We start from the raw sequence: 17716 nt of genomic DNA on the forward strand, positions 1-17716 counted from the left end.
CGGGCGTCACGGCCAGCATCGTCAATGACGGCGGCGCCACGCCCTATCACCTGGTGCTGACCTCCAACACCACGGGCGAAAAGTCCAGCATGCGTGTCTCGGTGGCAGACAACGGCGGCGGCGACCCCAGCACCATTGCCGGCCTGCTGACGTACGATCCGGCCGGCACCAGGGCCATGACGGAGAACATCAAGGCCACCGATGCCAAGCTGACCATCAACGGCCTGGACGTGACCAGCCCGACCAACGTCGTGCAGGGTGCCGCCCAGGGCCTCACGCTCAACCTGCTCAGCACCGGTGTCAGCACGGTGACCGCCAACACGGACACCGGCGCAATGGCCAGCGCCGTCAAGAGCTTCGTCGACGCCTATAACACGCTACAGGCCACGGCCAGGAAGCTGTCTGCCTTCGACAAGGATATCGCCCAAGCCAACCTGGGTGCGGCCGAGGCCGACAAGATCGCCCAGTCCCCCCTGCTCGGCGACGCCACCTTGCGCGCGATCCAGAACCAGTTGCGCTCTGTGTTCAATACACCGCAAGACTCCAACGGCAACGCGAGCCTTGTCAACCTGACCCAGATTGGCATCTCGTTCAAGGCCGACGGCACCATGGGACTGGATACGGTCAAACTGGACAAGGCGCTCAGCGAGAACCGGACCGGTGTGGCGCAGCTGTTCAGCGGTGCCGACGGCAAGTCCGGCTACGGTAACCAGCTGTCGGACATGGTGAAATCGTTCAGCGCCCCCCAGGGCGTGCTGACGACCGCCAGCGACGGTATCAACGCGACCATCAAGGACCTGAAGGCCACCTACGACCGGACCTCGGTGGCGATCGACGCCACGATGTCGCGCTACCGCGCTCAGTTCCAGCAACTCGACCTGGTGGTCAGCCGGCTGAACTCCACCGCCGCCTACCTCACGCAGCAGTTCGCTGCGATGAACAACAYGAACRRCAAGTAGGCCGTGTGGTTGCCGTCCTGCCCGCCAGGRCGGCGYGGCGGCGGACCGGTCGAGAGAACGGTCCGCCGCGCTTCGACATGACGAGCGACGAGGATGGCTGATATGAAATTGAAAAGCAAATTGATGTTAAGTACCGTACTGGTCTTCGTGCTCTTTATTCTGTCCCTGGCGGTGGCACTGGCCGGCATGCACGGCACAAAATCACGCTTTGAGTCCTTCCTGGATGAGGACCAGGCGCTGCAGCAGTCGGTCTCGACCATGTATGCCCAGGGGCTTCAGATGGGACAGGCCCTGCGCAATATCGTAATGAACCCCGCGAACAAGATTGGTTATAAGAATCTCGACGATGCGAGCAAGGCATTCGAGCAAGCCACCGTATCGGCCATGGCACTGGCGAAGCCGGACCCGGCCGCGGTCGCCACGCTGAAAGAGGTGGTCGCCCTGCGTGAACGACAGAAGGCGCTACAGGCGAAAATCGTCACGGTCGCCGCGCAGGGCCAGGCGCAGGCAATCATGATGATCAGCAACGAGGAAACGCCCGTATGGCGTGCCATGCGCTCGCGGCTGATGGATTTCATCAAACTAAAGAACGAGGCCATCGCCGGACAGAAATCCCGAATGATTGCCTCTACTCGCGAAGCACTGGCCACGAGCCTCGGACTTGCCGTGCTGGCCGTGGTCGCTGGTGTCGCAATGATGATCTGGCTGACCGCCAGTATCATGCGACAGCTGGGTGGGGAACCGGAATACGCGGCGAATATTGCGCGCGACATCTCCGGCGGTGACTTCTCTACCCCGGTAGCAATCGGTCCGAATGACAAGTCGAGCCTGCTCTTTGCCATGGATACGATGCGGGGGAATTTGAACCTGACACTGAGCGACATCAGGCATTCGACGGACATGTTAGATAGGGCAGTGCGTGAAATCGCCGCGGGCAATGCCGACCTGTCTGAGCGCACCGCATCGCAAGCATCCAGCCTGGAAGAAACGTCGAGCTCGATGGAAGAATTTACCACCATGGTGCGACAAAATGCCGATAATGCGCGGCTGGCTAATCAGTTGGCCGTCAAGGCATCCGATATCGCCGTGCAGGGTGGGGGCGTGGTGGCACAGGTAGTGAACACGATGGGATCGATCCGGGAAAGCTCGAACAAGATCGTTGACATTATTGCCGTGATCGACAGCATTGCCTTCCAGACCAATATCCTGGCATTGAACGCCGCGGTCGAGGCGGCCCGCGCGGGGGAGCAGGGGAGGGGCTTCGCCGTGGTCGCCGGCGAAGTGCGGCAGCTTGCGCAACGCTCGGCGGGTGCCGCGAAGGAAATCAAATCGCTGATTGTCGACTCGGTGCAAAGAATCGGAACCGGCAGCGGCCTGGTAGATCGGGCAGGTCACACCATGGACGATATCGTAGCCTCGGTCAAGCAGGTAGCGGACATTCTGAGTGAGATCACTGTCGCAAGCCAGGAGCAGAGCGCGGGCATAGAGCAGGTCAATCAGGCGGTCACGCAGATGGATCAAACCACGCAGCAGAATGCCGCGCTGGTCGAACAGACTGCTGCCGCTGCGAATTCGCTTGTGGAGCAGGGGGCCAAGCTCAGGCAAGCGATGTCACAGTTTCAGGTTGTGGAGGTGCTGCCGAACCACCGTCCGACGTAAAGCGTAGCCCCAAGGCCGCCTGCCCAGCTTATGGAGGGCAGACTTTGCAAAAATCGAATCTATTCGACTTTGGCGTCAACCCTTGTACTGTCGCGACAGTGGCGGTATTTAAAATCCGGGAGGTAACATGAATATCGGAAACATGAAGGTCGGGGCACGTCTGGTGGCCGGTTTCGGTGTGCTGGTATGTTTGATGATTGCGGTGTCTCTTATATCTGTCACACGCATCAACAGCATCAATTCGACGATGGACAAAATATTAAACGACCGATATATCAAGGTCGCCATGGCAGTGCAAATTCTCAACCAGGTTAATGTCGAGGCGCGCTTCCTGAGAAATGCAATAATTGGCGCCAATAACCATACCGAGATCGATTCGTCTCTTGCCAAGCTGGATGAAAATTCCAGGAAAAACAGCGAATTAATGGGTAATTTGAAGGATCGTATTAATACACCACGAGGGCAGGAATTGTTCAGAAATATGGCTGATGCCCGCGAATCCTATGAAAAAACGCGCGATGCCGCGGTCAAGTTGTTGCGCGAGGGCAAGTCCGAAGAGGCGGGATCCTATATCCTGGCGGAACTCCGTCCGCCGCAGAACGCCTTCTTTGCAACTTTGGAAGCGTTGGTTGAATTCCAGCAGGAGTGGATGAACAGGGTAGCCAGTCAGGCGGCGGTCGAAGGGCGCGCCGCTGTCACCTTGACACTGGTGTTGACCGGCATCGCTACCCTCGGCGCAGTCGTGATCAGCCTGTTGATCGCGCGTTCGATTACCCGCCCTCTGGGCGAAGCCGTACAAGTTGCGACCAATGTATCGGGGGGCGACCTGACAACCCAGATCAACGTCAAGACGCAAGATGAAACGGGCCAATTGCTGGCGGCATTGAAGGCGATGCAGGAAAGCCTGGTCAACGTGGTAGGCACGGTACGCCAGGGGAGCGAGTCGGTGGCGGCGGCCAGTGGCCAGATCGCGCAAGGCAATCGGGACCTCTCGGCACGTACCGAAAGCCAGGCCGGCGCCCTGGAAAGAACTGCCGCTTCGATGGAAGAACTGTCCTCCACATGCACGCAAAACGCCAACAGTGCCAAGCAAGCCAACCAACTAGCCCAAAGCGCCTCTGGCGTAGCTGTGGACGGCGGCAAAGTCGTCTCGCGGGTCGTTGATACCATGAAGGGTATCAGCGCATCAAGCAAGAAGATCTCCGACATCATCGGCGTCATCGAAGGCATCGCCTTCCAGACCAACATCCTTGCCCTGAATGCCGCCGTGGAAGCGGCCCGCGCTGGTGAACAAGGCCGAGGCTTTGCCGTGGTGGCCGGCGAAGTGCGTACCTTGGCTGGACGCAGCGCCGATGCAGCCAAGGAGATCAAGGCCCTCATCACCGACAGCGTGCTGCGGATCGAGCAGGGCAGCGCCCTTGCCGACCAGGCTGGCACCACCATGAACGATGTCGTCGCCAGCATCTGTCGGGTGACCGACATCATGGGCGAGATCAGCGCGGCCAGCCATGAGCAAAGCAGCGGTGTGGCGCAAGTGGGCGAAGCCGTCACCCAGATGGACCGTGACACGCAACAGAACGCCGCGCTGGTGGAAGAGATGGCGGCCGCGGCCAGCAGCCTGAAAGGTCAGGCGCAGGAACTGGTCCGGGCGGTGGCGGTGTTCAAGCTGAACCAGGGAGCAGCGTTCGCCTCAGCGCCGTCGACACCCCGTGCGCAGCCTGTGCCTGTCGCCACGCCAGGGGCCAGAGCCTCTTCCAGCCTGGCTGCACGTGGAGCTGCCACGCAGCCGGTTTTGAGCAGCCAGCGCTCGTCCCCGGCGGTACAGCTCCTGGCTGCCACGGGCGACAAATCCGGCGATTGGGATAGGTTCTGAGCATCCCAAGCCGATGCATGCGCCCGGCGCCCTTGAACTCTGCCGCATCAGTGTGGTTCGGCATCCTCCATATCGTTTCGTCTTCCCTTCCGTCCCGGGTTATCCGGGACCTGCTGGAAGACGAAACCTCGAACGAACATCAACTGAGCAGCCTGGTTCGCATCATGTCGTGACACGAAGCTCACAACTTTCACTGCCCCACGCATTCCTAGCGAATAATGGACTGCCGCAATAAGGTCCTTGCCCTATGCACACGCGATCGAACCGTCCCGATAGGAACGCTCAGTGCTACAGCAACCTGCTGATAGGGAAGCTCCTGAACGCAGGCGAGATCGAAGGCACCGCGGAGATCGGCCGGCATCGTCGCTATGGCCGAACACAACCTGTTCAAAACTTCCGACAATTCTGCGGCGCGACATGGACCGTGTTCATCGGCGGACTGCAGCAAGTGTACGGCGAGTGCGTCCCAGGTTGCCTCCTCTTCAAGCAACGAATGAATGCTAACCATTATTGTGGCCATCTTTACACGCTTCGCAACATGGTGACGTGCCACATTCGCCGCGACGCCATAGACCCACGCGCGCGCGGAATTCCGTATCTGTGCTCGGTCGCCACTGCTTAGTGCTTCGACAAATGTGTCTTGAATAATGTCGTCAAGGTCATCTTCATTGCGCTCAAAGCGGGACAGGAAGCGCTTCAGGCGCACAAATTCGTCCTTTGCCAATAGCGTGATCTGGTCCGCGTCTATGCCACTCTTTTCGATCCACATATAATCCTCCTTCTAGTTTTACGTATATATGCATCTTGACGACAACCTCAGGCGCCTATGCATCAGACATGTCAGCCTGACTGACCCGGATAAATTCCCATATGACATAAAACCCGAAATCTGTATCGCCGGTTTGAATGGACTAACGTGTCGCCTGTTGGCCGTGCCGATATTGCGATTGCCGCGCCGGCCGATTCCGATGATTGATCAGCTACGCAACCGTACCGCGTGGTCTGTGCCGTCGGTTTCGCGAACGCAACCGAGCGGCGATCGCAAGGGGCGGGTTGGTCTCCACAGCATGGAAGTACGGTTGTCCTTGCACAAGGGCGCGGCAGCGTATGGCGGCTGGTGGCAGTTCTCCGCTGTGAGCAAATGGATCCCGTGCAAGCCTCGTCGGCGCTCGACCGGCGTGAGCAACTTCTGGCGGCAATCGAGAGCCCAGCTCGAATTGCGGACGCAGATCCGCTCTGGCGCGTAGACAACGGGCCACCCGCTCAGTCTGGCGCTTGCCGTATCGATCCGTAGCTGAAGACTGCTGAACGTGGCGAGGCAGACATCGGTACAGCTAAATATCAGGTATGCAAATCGGGCAATGATCTCAGAGATACGGGATAATTCGCTGTTTCCCATCTGTTACCCACTTTGTGATAGCGCGGATTCTGCGATTCTGATAGCGGTCCTGGACCGGATACGTTCCCACGCCGCTGGCTGATTGTCTCGCGATCGCACAGGAAACCGAGTAGGAAAATCGGTGCCAAGAAGAAAATCCAAGAAAATACTAGTGGCCTGACGAGAGCTAACTTGAAGCAGGTTGGAGAACGCATCATCGATGCCCAGGCGGATCCGCCGCGAGAAACCGCGCCCGACTAGCGCCAGGCGGATTGGCTTCGCGCTGCGTTAGACGGAAGCTGTTTGCGCACCAGATGATCCATAAGTATCTTCTTGCCATCCGTCATCGTCCATACGGCAGGCGGCCATCGCCTGACCTGAAGGTGCAGGGAGGCAAAGAATGCAGCTTTGGCTGTCTCGTCGCACTGTCCGAGGACCATAGTGGCGAGCTTATCCAAAAGCCCGGAAGGGACGGACGAATTTCCCAGATCGATCAAATGCCTTGTCACTCTGATGGGCTCCTCCGGATCTCTCAAATCGCGGCGCGCAATTTGCCTGATCAGTTCGTGTCCGAATCCGCTCATCGTACGGACAATCTCCACCAGGCGGCTAACGGCCAGAAAACAACCGATCTGCTCCAGGCGTGCTGAGGGTGCCTGCCAGTTGCCTGCCAGCTGAATGTCCTCCAGCGATCTCGCGACGTGCTGCAGGCCTTGTGCCTCGGTGGCCGCATCAAACACCGACCGCACGGATGGCTGGATGGCCAGCAGCTGGAAGTAGGACTCGCGAGCGCGAAAGTCTGCAGGAGAGGCTCGATGCTGGGTACCAATGCCGGATGCAGCCAGCCGCATCACCTTGTCCTCGTGGCCACTGTCGAGCAAGGGCTGCACGCGTGCATGCCGGCGCAACTGTTCGCAAAGCTCGGGCCGGCCGGAGCGGCCCAACGCATCGATCGCCAGTGTCAGCAGCGTGTATCGGCATTCGCCATCATATTCCGCTGGCCGAAGCAGCTCCAATGCGCGCTCGGGATTGCGAGCAAAAGCGTGCGCGAATTGCCGCGCCTGCGCACGAATGCTTGCATAGCCGTCGTGTCCCTCCATCAAGGTCATAATTGCATGAACTTGCGTTGTGGTTAGCTCCGCTGCCTGCGCTCCAGAGGTCTCCATTTGCTGCTCCAGGGATGTCTCTCGCGCTTCGACCACCTCGCTAAACTGGAACGTTAGCTCTTCTGCGGCATCGGCAAGGCATGCCTGAAGATCAAACGACGACGCTGGTGAGGTTCTGTCTGAAGATGACGCGCTGAGCGAGCTGGATGCGGCGTCACGCAGATCACGCGCTTCATTCGCTCCGCCAGGCGAGGAGTAGGTCAAGGGAAACGTCATGATATGTGGGGTTCCAGCAGGATGTTATGTGGATCAGGGGTTGGCTTCCGTTTGCTCGACGACCACCCGCGCAGTAAGAATGACAAGCCGCTCGCGGTTGCTGTGACCGGCTGCTTCCGTTTGAAACAGTCGGCCAATTACCGGCAGCGTACCGAGCACGGGCACCGCACTCTTCCGATCTTCAACATGGTCACGCCGATAGCCCCCGATAACGATGGCCTCATTCGTACGCACGACCGCTTCGGTAATGATCGAATTTCGCAGCACCTTGGGAGTGGCTCCGTGGTCACCGGCGTTCTGGATCACACCATCCTCGATCTGGACGGCGATGCGTATTGCAGTGCCTGACCTGCCATCGAAGGTGCGGGGCGTAACTTTCAACATCGTCCCCACTGTGACGGCCTTCAAATCCGCTGTACGTTCGCCCACAAGACGGAAATACGCGGACTGGCTCAAGTCGAGCATGGCCTCCATGTTATCCATGGTCAGGATGGATGGTCTGGCAATTACGGTGGCAGTTCCATTGGATTGAAGTGCCCGGATTCGCAACGAAAGATGGTCAAGGGACCAGAGCACGACAGTGGGATTTGCACTTCCGGCATTGACGGCATTGGCCCCCCCCAGTGTCTGGTAGTCGGGATGGATACTCGCGGAAGCCTGCGGACCACCAAGTGTCAGCCCTACTGACCACTCGTTCATCTTGTCCGTATCAATGTCCACAATCGTGGCCAGAATCTCTACCTGCCGCGAAGGGACGTCGAGCGAGGCAATCAATTCCTGGTAGAGTTGCTTCTTGTCGGGAACGTCTCGTATCAGCACTGCATTCAGCGGCGGGTATGCCTCGATCGTAGGCACTGTCGGAGATCTCGGGCGTGGATACACTGCACCGCCAGATCCCCCTGCAAGTCCCGGTACCGCCTTTGACAGTGTGATCGGTCCGGGTCCCTTCAGGTCGTCAAGGATAGTCCGGCCGATACTTGCCGAAGCGCGTTCCGCAATGACCTCGTTGGAGGCCCCTCCCTTGAGGCCATCGGGGATGGCATTCAGCGATTCCGCTGGACCGTGCACTGTAGCCAACATGTTGCGAAGTGTCGTCGCGACTCCAGGACGGCGCTCGGAACGTTCACGAACTGAAGTCTCTGCATCCGCAGCCGTGGCGTATCGGAGGCGAAACACCATCAACTGTGGTTCCGCGGAGTCGTTGCGTGGGGGCACTTTCCCGACGGCTTTCCTGACAAGCTCGACATAGGCCGATGGGCCAGAGACCACTGCGACGGGAGTTGACTCGTCGAGTTCGCCCCAGCCGAATTTCGCCTCGAAGAGACCCAGGCCCTGAAGTGCCGTCCTGGCGGCCGCACCGCCCGCGGTGCTCAACGCGATCCGTTCCGTTTTAGTGTGCTGTACTGTCGACACATATAGCGATCCGCTGTATGCAAACCACTGGAGTTGATGCTCCACGGCAAGTCGATCCATATAGGCTGTCGGACTCATGCTGCCGCTGGATTCAACTCCCGATGGGGTCTTGAGGGGTACGTCTTCGGCGATCCGGAGGTCCATACCCATTGAGCGGGAAAAGGCGAGCAGGACATCACGCAAAGGTGCGGCTCCCCCACGGTAGCTATACAGTGTGTCCTTCCATGCCTGGGGTGTTGTTGCATGGCAGAGGCCTGGTTGCGTCACGCCAAGAAACAAAAGGACAATGACGCGCAGCACGGCGTTGACGAAGAAATGCGATCCGTGCGACCTTATTGCGTTGCTCACGGACGTCTCCGAGGGACGCCACTCGCGCCAGGCGAAATGGGGCCGGCAAGAACCTGATCCCATACTCCGACCTGGTTGAGCAGGCTTTCGATCGCCTGGAACACGGCATCAATTTGCAATTGGTCAAGCCGCTTGGAAAGGACAAGTCTTCCCGTCCTGGAATCAACCAGTGTGACGGATGCAAAATGTCGAAAGCTGGGGATTGCCCACTGACAGATCTGTATGAGGTCGTATTCTTTAAACTGGCCGCGAAAATGACATTCGCAGCTCAACCATCCGTGCCCGCGGTCCATGCGCAGAATCATTGTCCGTCCGAGAACGCTTAGCCTGTACGATCTCTCGCAATCCCGGGACCCATCCAGTGCAGCACCGATGAGCTTTCGCAATAATTTTACGTTAGTCATTCAGGATATCCGATCAGCTGGAACCGGTCGACACGATGCTATCTGATTTCGTCCATTACCTTTTTCACCAGGCCGTGTCGACGAGTGACGGCGATTTCGGCCGCCCAGCCTGCCATCTGCATCTCTTGCAGGGCAATCAGGTAGGCCGCCGACGACTCGTGGTCGCGAAAATCAAGATTGCCGGCGACATCATCAAACGCCTGCAGGTGGGTGCCGTAGCCGGATAGAAAACGATCGATGGGGAGGCTGCCTGACATGGATCAACTCCTGTGCATTCAATTTGAGATGGATGAGAGCGGCCGACTAAACGGTTGACGGATCGTTACTACTCCGCATGGCTTCGATCAGTGAATCCACGCTGGCTGAGTAGCTGGCACGCAATTCGCCTTGCGCGCAGAGCAGCACGCAGTCTCCAGCCTGCATCGACTCGTCTGCGACGATCGCCAGTTGGGCAACGTTGCCGAGATAGCTGTTAATCGCATCGAGCGCGTCGGGACGGACCCGGAGTTCGGCTTCGGTATTGCCTTCCCACTCGCGCAATACAAGGCGCACGCTGGACAGCAACGGCCAGTCGGGCGGAACATCTAGAAGAAGCCGTCTCAGCGCGGCTTGTGCGACATGAGCGAGCATCGATTCTGCTTCGCGCAGAAAGGACTCATGCGACTGGGCTAACCGGTTCAAACAAGCGGAGGCGGCCTGCCATACTCGCCTCCGCGCATCCTCCTCGGCTGCAAGCGCCACCTCCCGGGCGACTCGCCGCGCCTCATCGAGGATGGATTCCCGCTCGCGATGTGCGGCGGTGAGAACCTGGCCGGCATCCGAGAGGCTGCCGAGCATGTGCCTGGAGACCACCCGGCGCGCAACGTTGCTGACATCGAGACCGGGGAGTTGATAGCGCTTTGTAACGACAGAAATCATCTGCGTAAGCCCGTTGAGTTTTGCATTCGAGAAGACACTTGCGGCAAGAGAGAAGTGCGATTCGTGGTGGGATCGGTTCCTTGCTAAATGAAAGATCCATGTTTCGACCACGAGAGGGCAATATTGTCGTGAACCTTTCATCGACATGCCACCACTCTCCCGATATGGACCAGAAATCATCACAGTTCGCTCATGCTCAACGGCCCATGAGCGAGCGGCGGCATTCAGGAGCGAAGCGACTTGTGTTGCGATCGGTCTCACGACACATGGCGCTATTACGGCAGCGAGTAGGGTTGGGGCTGGCGTGGCTCCTGATCGACAGCGGTAGCTGGAGCCGGATCGAAGTGAAAGGCCCGCACGTCGTTGACTGGAATGGGTGCGATGGGCAGCGCGATTGGCTTCTTCTGCATACTGTTGCGGGACGCCTTGAGTTCTCTGCCCGGGGTTTCATGACGCTTGTGAGTGGTATGGTCCTTGATTCAACGTGGCCGGATGACGTGATGGCTGATGTGGCAAGGCTCGCTGTCGCATGTATCGATCCTGAGCTGATACTGGCCTTTGGCGGGGCGTTGGAATGGACGAATCCTGCTGATGACACGGCGAAAGAAGCCAGTGCAGCGGCGATGGACCGTGTCGAACTGGCGCTGACGCTGGTATCCCGTGCGAATGGGGAGCACCATACATTTACAGTGCGCACAAGCGTGGAAACCGCGTTAGCGTGGCTTGGCAATGAGCGCTGGCGCAAGCCTGACTTGCCCGCGCTCCCGATCCGGTTCGAGAGAATCCCATGCACTGGCCATCTGCTATTGGGGCGATCGTGGCTCAGCACGGCTGAGGTTTCAGGATTGGTCGCGGGAGACGCGATTGTCCCTGGGGAATGCTTTGCTTCCGGAGCAGGAACGTGCGCCGGACAGTTCGGCGCCGTTCTCGTGAGCATCCAGGCGGATGGTTTGACACGGATCAGATGTGAATCAATGAGGAGGGAAAACATCGTGGAATGGCGCGCGGTTCCGGATGCAGGCGGGGAAAGCCCGGTCGACGAAGTGCCGGTGACGATGTGCTTTACAGCGGGGCAGATCACGATGACACTTGCGCAGTTGCGGTCTCTGGCGGAGGGGGGCATCGTCGAGCTGGATCGCGAGGCCTCTGCCGAGGTCAGTCTCACGGTGAACGGGGTGTTGATCGGTATCGGCGAGCTCATCGACATTAACGGTCGCCTCGCGGTAGAGATCATCGCGCTGTCGAGAACGTGATGGCCATTGGCAATATCGATCCGATTGCACTTGCCCTGCTGTTGGCGGCGTTGGCCCTGATGCCGGTAATTCTCGTGTGCACGACCTGCTTTTTGAAGGTGTCGATGGTTTTGCTCATTGTGCGCAATGCGATAGGCGTTCAGCAGGTTCCGCCGGGTATCGCCATACATAGCATTGCGCTGGCGATCACGGTGCTCGTGATGGCACCGGTGTTCAAGGAGATGTCATCGGCATTGACGGCGAGTGAATCGCAGACGGCCAGGGCAGGTGTCACTCTGTCCGATCTGGCCGTCGCAGCCGAGCCATTGCGTCATTTCATGATGCGTAACACATTGCCGGAACAGCGCGCGCACGTCCTGTCCGTTGCCCGAAGGCAGTGGCCAGCTGCAGCCTCGTCAGACTTGCGCGATTCCGACTATGTTGTGCTTGTTCCTGCCTTCGTGATGTCGGAATTGCAGTTGGCGTTTCAGGTAGGCTTTGTGCTGTATATCCCGTTTGTCGTCATCGACCTGTTGATATCGAATCTGCTACTTGCACTCGGTATGCAGATGGTCTCTCCGATGGTCATCTCCTTGCCTATGAAGATGCTTCTGTTTGTCATGCTTGACGGCTGGACGAAGTTGTTCGACGGCCTTGTTCGCTCATACGCCTAGGAATCCGATATGAATGGGACGATCTATTTCTTCCAGAAGGGACTACTTACAGTAGTCTGGCTTTCTCTGCCAATCTTGTCCGTTGCGGTAGTCGTGGGTGTTATCACCTCAATGATTCAGACGGCGCTATCGGTACAGGACCAGGCATTGCCCTTCGCCTTCAAATTGCTCGCCGTGGGCCTGACTATCGCCATGATCGGCAGATGGGTAGGCGTGGAGATGTTGGCGCTCGGGGAGCAGGCGTTTCAGTCGATTGCGGGAATTAGCAACCGGCACTGATCATTCCGGTGCGCATGGGGCGCAGTCACCCATGTAGTGCCGCCATCCTCAAGACTGCGGGAGAAAATGCATGATTCCAATGATGGTTGCAGGACTGGCGGCGCCGGCTCTCAGTAGCGTGCTTGGCGGCGCTGTGCAGGGGAAATCCACGGGTGGTCCAGCACAGCAATGCAATCTGGCGTCCGTGATTCCTTCGATGGCGCAGTCAATGCTGGGAGCATTGGGGCTGAACCTGGGCAGGATTCTTTGAATATTGTCGGGACGAATTCCACGCAGCTTGTGGTCCGGCCGGTTGGATACCTGCTGCCTGGCAAGCGAAGTTCATACTGCACGGCAGGCAGCGGGGTACCAGGATTTCACTTTAAAAATCAGGAATTGGTGTGAACCGCGACTCGGCTTTGATGCACTATAACAGTGGGTACTGTGAGAGATTGGTGCTATCGAGTCATGCGCTCGTCGGAGGTTTTGACGATTTGCGGTGGAAGCCTTGCCGATAGCGGGAAGTCTTGCCGACAGCGCTCCTTTTTAAACCTGTTTATAAGGATTGTTACCATGACATTAGGCGAAATCAATACGAGATACGGCGCATTTGACACGCAATCCGGCAGCGATGCCTCGGTGAGGGAGGCCATGGACGAAGCGAGAAGGATGAATAACAAGTCGCAGGTGGCCTTGTTTCAGAACCAGGCGGAGCAGCAGAAGAACCAGGCGCTCCTGGCGGTTGCGTCGGCCAAGGTGGATGTGTCCAACAAAGTCGGTCAAATCAGCGGCAAGGTCCAACTCTGACGCTGACCTTCTTGGTGGGGTGCGCTTGGCGCACCCTGGAACAGCCTGTCTAATTAACTCGGAAGGTGATGTTAATGGGTACGACCGTATCAAGCCAGAATGGGCTGGATCCTCAAACGTCGAGGCAACTCATTGAATCGATGGTGAAGGATCGTCAATCCAGCATGGAGACTCTGCAGCGCGATCGTGAGTCATCGGACAAGCGATTTTCGCAAATGTTTAGCGATGTCACCAGCTTCATGAGGACCACTGTGATGAGCATGCAGGAAACGCAGCAGCAAATGCAGCGGATGATGACGTTGCAAAGCAGCGACTATTTCAGCAGCATGGCGAGGATAACGCCCCGGCTCTATTAGGTCCGGGCCTGCGGAGTGCTTTTCGCACGTCACGAACCGGTGCGAGATGTTCGTCTGGTTCGTGGCGCATCTTGACTGTCGGATATCAATCAGGGAGAGGTTCCGTGATCGCGCTCGGTGAGTCGGAAGTGGATGTTAATAGCGTGAATGTCTTGCGCAAGCGTATTCTGGCCGAATTCATGGCCGAAAATCCGGCGACGTTTCCGTCGCCCACGGGGGAGGTATCGTGGGTGAGGGCGATTTGCAGCGACGTCGCACTGGGAGAGGTTGATCGTCGCGTGGTAGAGCGGGCCCTGGGGATGCTGGCGGGCATCTTTCGTTCAGCGCAGCTGTCGCTGGACGAGAGCCAGCCGCTAAGCGAATTGCTGTCTGCAGACCGCATACCGGGGATCGACAGTATCGAACCGGACGCACAGGCAATCGTAGTCGTCGGTGGCGAGGGGGCGGATGAGGCGAGCACGCTGGCGTTCGCGCGATCCATCACACTTTGCAAGATGCTGATGGAAGGAGGTGTGTTCCACGGCGATCAACTGCGTCAGACGATCGACGGCACGCTCGATGCCTTGCCAGGGAAGACGCCGCTGATGCGATCACTGATAGAGACTGCCCGGCGTATGGCGCAAGCTGATCTTGACGTGATGCTGAGCTGATGTTGTCCAACAGCCTGCGCACGCCTGACATATTGTGGAGGGATATATGACGTTTCCGCCTGTTAGATCCGTCGACGCCGGAGGGCTTGCGGTGTCCGACAAGAGTTCATCACAAGATGAGACGTCGGCCGGTGTCTTCGCGTCAAGCGCGGTAGCGGCTGATTTGAGCGTCTTTCATCAGACGATGAACAATCTGGCATCTGCGGCGTCCATAGTGCGTCTTCGTGAGGCAACATCGGAGTCGTCACTGGCCCAGTTGTCGGACTACTTGCGAGATCGGCATTTGGACCTGATACATCGGATTGGTGCAGTGGTCGCCACCCGGAATCCTCAGTCGTTGCTGCAAGCTACCGCCGCAATGGTTGATGCAGGAGTCGAAGGCACGCTGGTGGCGAAAGTGCTGGGCAAGACCGTGGCGGGGATCGATAAGCTAACCAACCTGAATTAGCCGATGGTGTCAAGGAATTCACTGACCGTGATACAGCAGCGGGCAAGCGCAATCGTTGCCAGCCTGCTTCTGCTCGGCGCCTGCACGCGCTCCGTGGAACTGTACTCAGGCCTCAGTGAGGTCGACGCCAATGAAATCGTGGCTACCCTGGCCAGGCATGGATTGCAATCGAGCAAGTTGGCGACGAAGCAGGGTTTCGTCGTTTCGGTGGAGAATCGTGATCTGGGGGCGACCGTGTCACTTCTGCGGGCTGAGGGGATTCCGCGCCATGCGTATGCCGCGATGGGCGATGTGTTCAGGAAGGATGGAATGATCTCGACGCCAACGGAGGAAAAGGCGCGCTACCTGTACGCACTTTCACAGGAACTGGAGAGGACTCTGTCGAATATCGATGGTGTGGTTCTGGCGCGCGTACATCCGGTATTGCCCGAGCGGCTTGCGCCGGGAGAGCCTATGCTTCCATCCTCCTGTGCCGTATTTATCAAGTATCGGCCGGGGTGGGACATCGATAGGTACGAAGGGCGGATCCGACAACTCGTTATCGCCAGCATTCCGGGACTTTCCGGGGGCGGGAAAGTTTCCACCGTATTCGTCGAGGCCTCGATCGCCCACGAACCGAACGCGATTGGCGCGCGGCGAGTCGGGGATCCGGCAGGGGGGCGGGTACATGCGTCCGTACCGGTAGCGGCTTGGGTCGCGACCGTTCTGGGGCTGGCGGGAGCCATAGGGGCTGCGGCCTGGTTCCTCCACTTCCGCAACTATTGGCCGCGCCCGGTTTCGAAGCCCGTTCGCAAGGGCGAATGAGGATGTCGGCCGACCTCTCAAGACTGTCACGACCCGATGCCGACCTGCTGCGGCTGTGGTACGAGCCGTGGCTGGACGCTGACGCAAGCTGGCTGCAGCCAGACGTTGCTCCGCCTTGCTGGGAGCAGTTCTCCCGCTGCTCGGCCGTTGGCCGACGGCTGGCGTATTCGTTGTGGGCACATCATTTTGCACTGGAAAACTTCCCGGCTCCGGTTCTGAAGAATCCGGTCCTCGACGCGCTCCCGATGAAAGCTGCGGCATTGGAGCAGGGGGCCCTCTTCGTGGGCATGGTCGGTCTGGCAAGTCAGGAGCGTTTCGCGTCATGCTGGCTGCGCTCGCGCAGGCACTTGGTCGTGCTCGCGGCTCCACATCTCTGGCATTCCGCGATCCGCTTAGCCCGCGGACGGCCGCTGTGCAGCAGTACGATGCCATGTTCTCCGGAAGGCGTAGACCGCAATGGTCTCATTCTATGGGGCGTTGCCCATCTGAAGGCGGCAATCGAATTGGAGATGCCCCAGTTGTGGGGAAGACTGAGGTTCCGGCTGGACAAGTCGACAGTTGACGCGGCACAGGAAAGGACATGCCGCGGGGAGATACGCGTCGAGGGTGATGTCGACGTTCGGCAAATTCGCCGGGCATGGCGAATTGGCGCGGTGCCTCAAGGGTAGCGGCTAATGCGAATGCGAATGCGTATGACGTCCAGGAGGCGTTGTCACGCATCTACTGGACCATGAATATCGAATATGGAAAATCCAAGGACGTTTACGTGGCGAAGGGCGCAGATCTCCGATGCACAGATATTCACTGATATATACAACGAAACAATCGATGGCGGCGGTCATTCGCCCAAACTGCGTGCGGCTACGGTCGAGGCGATGCGACACACATTGGGAATGGCGGCCCGGATGGGCTGGCCCATCTGGGCGATGACCAGTCACGACCAGGTCGCGGGCTGGGCATGTATCCGTCCGATGGCCTGGGGACCGGAAGTCTGCCATCGTACGGGCGATCTCTCGATCTATGTCCCCACCACGTGGCAAGGAAGCGGCGTGGCCATGCAGGCGATTCTGGTAGCCTATCAGGAAGCGCCGAGGCATGGTTTCGATGCTGTAAGCTGCTGGATCCTGAGCTCCAATTACAAAAGCGCGATGCTTGCCCGCGCGTGCCGGCTGCAGCGTTGGGGACTGATGCCGCGAGCGGCGTGCTATGGCGATCGGGTAGATGACGTGGAAATCTGGGGGGGGCGGTTCGACGACGCGCGATGGACCGTTTACATGGATGCACTGGAAGCGCGAATCACGCGGAGGCGCGCGCGGTCAGCGCGTATTCAAACGCGTGTCTGAGCATGATGGCGAGTGAGCGTCACCATGGAATCCACACTCGTCGAAAGCTTTCCGCTTGTGCTACAGGCGCTCGGACTATCCATGGCGCGCGCGGTGGGATGCGTGCTCTTCATTCCAGCCTTCGGGCGTCGCCATATGACGGTCCTGCATCGCAGCGCGATTAGCCTGGCGATTGCTCTGCCACAGTGCCAGACCCTGTGGCATTTATTGCAAGACCGTTCGGCTATGGGGATGCCGGTCATGGTTCTGGCGTTCAAGGAGTCAGTGATAGGCTGTATTCTGGGCCTGATGCTGGCGACGCCGTTTTGGGCTTTTCAGAGCGCGTGCACGCTGGTGGACAATCAACGCGGCGCAAATGCCGCGCAGCAATCCAATCCGTCCTTGCAAGCTGATGCGTCCATCCTGGGTGAGCTCGCCGAGCGCGCTCTGATCGCCTTCCTGTTCGAAGCTGGCGTGTTCGGTTCCTTCCTTGGTGTTTTGACTGATAGTTACGGACTCTGGCCGGCACTGTCGCCACTTCCCGATCTATCTCCGCACGCCCGTGCAGCAGTGGTGGCGGCATGTGCCAACATTTTTGCCGATGCAGTCATTTACAGTGTGCCTGTCATCCTGTTACTGCTCGCCATTGAAGCTGGTTTCGCGCTGGCCAGTGTGACAGTCCAGGGGCTGGATGCCTATCAAACGGCCATGCCTGTAAAGAGCCTGGCGGCGTTGATGATGCTGGCGTTGTGCTTCGGTGCGATGCTGGTTCACGCACGAGGCTCCATTGAGTCATGGTGGATCGATGGCGTGCTCAGCGCCTTTCGATAG

The 17716-nt window shown here is 58.6% G+C and carries 20 protein-coding genes; 15 read left to right on the forward strand and 5 right to left on the reverse strand.

Going from position 1 to position 17716, the window contains the following annotated elements; genetic code table 11:
- The 3 genes from fliD to AC1DQ3_RS33830 form a co-directional block, all read left to right on the forward strand.
- Positions 1 to 959, forward strand: a 959-nt coding sequence (fliD, locus tag AC1DQ3_RS33820) for a flagellar filament capping protein FliD (protein WP_477124461.1), incomplete at its 5' end; no start/stop codon positions are given.
- Positions 960 to 1061: 102 nt separating this feature from the next.
- Complete coding sequence (locus AC1DQ3_RS33825; RefSeq protein WP_477124462.1) at positions 1062 to 2618, forward strand: methyl-accepting chemotaxis protein; 1557 nt, start codon at positions 1062 to 1064, stop codon at positions 2616 to 2618.
- Positions 2619 to 2745: 127 nt separating this feature from the next.
- Complete coding sequence (locus AC1DQ3_RS33830; RefSeq protein WP_477124463.1) at positions 2746 to 4491, forward strand: methyl-accepting chemotaxis protein; 1746 nt, start codon at positions 2746 to 2748, stop codon at positions 4489 to 4491.
- A gap of 208 nt (positions 4492 to 4699) precedes the next feature.
- On the opposite strand, the gene AC1DQ3_RS33835 is transcribed toward AC1DQ3_RS33830, so the two are convergent.
- From AC1DQ3_RS33835 to sctL, 5 genes are all read right to left on the reverse strand, one after another.
- A complete protein-coding gene (locus AC1DQ3_RS33835) occupies positions 4700 to 5260 on the reverse strand; it encodes an RNA polymerase sigma factor (RefSeq protein ID WP_477124464.1) in 561 nt (186 codons plus the stop codon).
- A gap of 866 nt (positions 5261 to 6126) precedes the next feature.
- Positions 6127 to 7251 (reverse strand): hypothetical protein, encoded by a 1125-nt coding sequence (locus AC1DQ3_RS33840; protein ID WP_477124465.1) that lies wholly within the window; start codon positions 7249 to 7251, stop codon positions 6127 to 6129.
- Between the two features lie 33 nt (positions 7252 to 7284).
- Complete coding sequence (locus AC1DQ3_RS33845; protein WP_477124466.1) at positions 7285 to 9012, reverse strand: secretin N-terminal domain-containing protein; 1728 nt, start codon at positions 9010 to 9012, stop codon at positions 7285 to 7287.
- Positions 9013 to 9454: 442 nt separating this feature from the next.
- Complete coding sequence (locus tag AC1DQ3_RS33850; protein WP_477124467.1) at positions 9455 to 9673, reverse strand: hypothetical protein; 219 nt, start codon at positions 9671 to 9673, stop codon at positions 9455 to 9457.
- 46 nt (positions 9674 to 9719) lie between these two features.
- Positions 9720 to 10481 (reverse strand): type III secretion system stator protein SctL, encoded by a 762-nt coding sequence (sctL, locus tag AC1DQ3_RS33855; RefSeq protein ID WP_477124468.1) that lies wholly within the window; start codon positions 10479 to 10481, stop codon positions 9720 to 9722.
- A 353-nt stretch (positions 10482 to 10834) separates the two neighbouring features.
- Between sctL and sctQ the strand changes: the two genes are divergently transcribed.
- The 12 genes from sctQ (at position 10835) to sctT (ending at position 17716) form a co-directional block, all read left to right on the forward strand.
- Positions 10835 to 11587: a type III secretion system cytoplasmic ring protein SctQ gene (sctQ, locus tag AC1DQ3_RS33860; protein WP_477124469.1), complete on the forward strand. Its 753-nt coding sequence runs from the start codon at positions 10835 to 10837 to the stop codon at positions 11585 to 11587.
- A 5-nt stretch (positions 11588 to 11592) separates the two neighbouring features.
- Positions 11593 to 12240 carry a type III secretion system export apparatus subunit SctR gene (gene sctR / locus AC1DQ3_RS33865; RefSeq protein ID WP_477124489.1) on the forward strand — a complete coding sequence of 216 codons (648 nt, stop codon included), beginning with the start codon at positions 11593 to 11595 and terminating at the stop codon, positions 12238 to 12240.
- Positions 12241 to 12249: 9 nt separating this feature from the next.
- Positions 12250 to 12519 (forward strand): EscS/YscS/HrcS family type III secretion system export apparatus protein, encoded by a 270-nt coding sequence (locus AC1DQ3_RS33870; RefSeq protein ID WP_477124470.1) that lies wholly within the window; start codon positions 12250 to 12252, stop codon positions 12517 to 12519.
- A 70-nt stretch (positions 12520 to 12589) separates the two neighbouring features.
- Positions 12590 to 12769 (forward strand): hypothetical protein, encoded by a 180-nt coding sequence (locus AC1DQ3_RS33875; protein WP_477124471.1) that lies wholly within the window; start codon positions 12590 to 12592, stop codon positions 12767 to 12769.
- 302 nt (positions 12770 to 13071) lie between these two features.
- Complete coding sequence (locus AC1DQ3_RS33880; RefSeq protein WP_477124472.1) at positions 13072 to 13305, forward strand: hypothetical protein; 234 nt, start codon at positions 13072 to 13074, stop codon at positions 13303 to 13305.
- 74 nt (positions 13306 to 13379) lie between these two features.
- Entirely contained in the window at positions 13380 to 13661 is a 282-nt protein-coding gene (locus AC1DQ3_RS33885; RefSeq protein WP_477124473.1) for a hypothetical protein, read from the forward strand.
- A gap of 104 nt (positions 13662 to 13765) precedes the next feature.
- Positions 13766 to 14311, forward strand: coding sequence for a hypothetical protein (locus tag AC1DQ3_RS33890; protein ID WP_477124474.1), 546 nt, complete (start codon positions 13766 to 13768; stop codon positions 14309 to 14311).
- A 46-nt stretch (positions 14312 to 14357) separates the two neighbouring features.
- Positions 14358 to 14759, forward strand: a complete 402-nt coding sequence (locus AC1DQ3_RS33895) for an EscI/YscI/HrpB family type III secretion system inner rod protein (RefSeq protein ID WP_477124475.1) — start codon at positions 14358 to 14360, stop codon at positions 14757 to 14759.
- 27 nt (positions 14760 to 14786) lie between these two features.
- The gene (gene sctJ, locus AC1DQ3_RS33900; RefSeq protein WP_477124476.1) at positions 14787 to 15563 is read left to right on the forward strand and encodes a type III secretion system inner membrane ring lipoprotein SctJ; all 777 of its coding nucleotides are present in this window, start codon (positions 14787 to 14789) and stop codon (positions 15561 to 15563) included.
- A gap of 2 nt (positions 15564 to 15565) precedes the next feature.
- A complete protein-coding gene (locus tag AC1DQ3_RS33905) occupies positions 15566 to 16231 on the forward strand; it encodes a hypothetical protein (RefSeq protein ID WP_477124477.1) in 666 nt (221 codons plus the stop codon).
- 75 nt (positions 16232 to 16306) lie between these two features.
- Entirely contained in the window at positions 16307 to 16906 is a 600-nt protein-coding gene (locus AC1DQ3_RS33910; RefSeq protein WP_477124478.1) for an N-acetyltransferase family protein, read from the forward strand.
- 24 nt (positions 16907 to 16930) lie between these two features.
- Entirely contained in the window at positions 16931 to 17716 is a 786-nt protein-coding gene (gene sctT, locus AC1DQ3_RS33915) for a type III secretion system export apparatus subunit SctT (protein WP_477124479.1), read from the forward strand.

It is taken from the genome of Cupriavidus sp. 01T418 (genome assembly GCF_056398885.1).

Coding starts and splice junctions, on each gene's coding strand:
- AC1DQ3_RS33825 (WP_477124462.1), top strand. CDS start 1,062: ATGAAATTGAAAAGCAAATTGATGTTAAGTACCGTACTGGTCTTCGTG.
- AC1DQ3_RS33850 (WP_477124467.1), bottom strand. CDS start 9,673: ATGTCAGGCAGCCTCCCCATCGATCGTTTTCTATCCGGCTACGGCACC.
- AC1DQ3_RS33830 (WP_477124463.1), top strand. CDS start 2,746: ATGAATATCGGAAACATGAAGGTCGGGGCACGTCTGGTGGCCGGTTTC.
- AC1DQ3_RS33870 (WP_477124470.1), top strand. CDS start 12,250: ATGAATGGGACGATCTATTTCTTCCAGAAGGGACTACTTACAGTAGTC.
- sctQ (WP_477124469.1), top strand. CDS start 10,835: ATGGCTGATGTGGCAAGGCTCGCTGTCGCATGTATCGATCCTGAGCTG.
- AC1DQ3_RS33880 (WP_477124472.1), top strand. CDS start 13,072: ATGACATTAGGCGAAATCAATACGAGATACGGCGCATTTGACACGCAA.
- AC1DQ3_RS33905 (WP_477124477.1), top strand. CDS start 15,566: ATGTCGGCCGACCTCTCAAGACTGTCACGACCCGATGCCGACCTGCTG.
- AC1DQ3_RS33835 (WP_477124464.1), bottom strand. CDS start 5,260: ATGTGGATCGAAAAGAGTGGCATAGACGCGGACCAGATCACGCTATTG.
- AC1DQ3_RS33875 (WP_477124471.1), top strand. CDS start 12,590: ATGATTCCAATGATGGTTGCAGGACTGGCGGCGCCGGCTCTCAGTAGC.
- AC1DQ3_RS33895 (WP_477124475.1), top strand. CDS start 14,358: ATGACGTTTCCGCCTGTTAGATCCGTCGACGCCGGAGGGCTTGCGGTG.
- AC1DQ3_RS33910 (WP_477124478.1), top strand. CDS start 16,307: ATGGAAAATCCAAGGACGTTTACGTGGCGAAGGGCGCAGATCTCCGAT.
- sctL (WP_477124468.1), bottom strand. CDS start 10,481: ATGTCGATGAAAGGTTCACGACAATATTGCCCTCTCGTGGTCGAAACA.
- AC1DQ3_RS33885 (WP_477124473.1), top strand. CDS start 13,380: ATGGGTACGACCGTATCAAGCCAGAATGGGCTGGATCCTCAAACGTCG.
- AC1DQ3_RS33840 (WP_477124465.1), bottom strand. CDS start 7,251: ATGACGTTTCCCTTGACCTACTCCTCGCCTGGCGGAGCGAATGAAGCG.
- sctT (WP_477124479.1), top strand. CDS start 16,931: ATGGAATCCACACTCGTCGAAAGCTTTCCGCTTGTGCTACAGGCGCTC.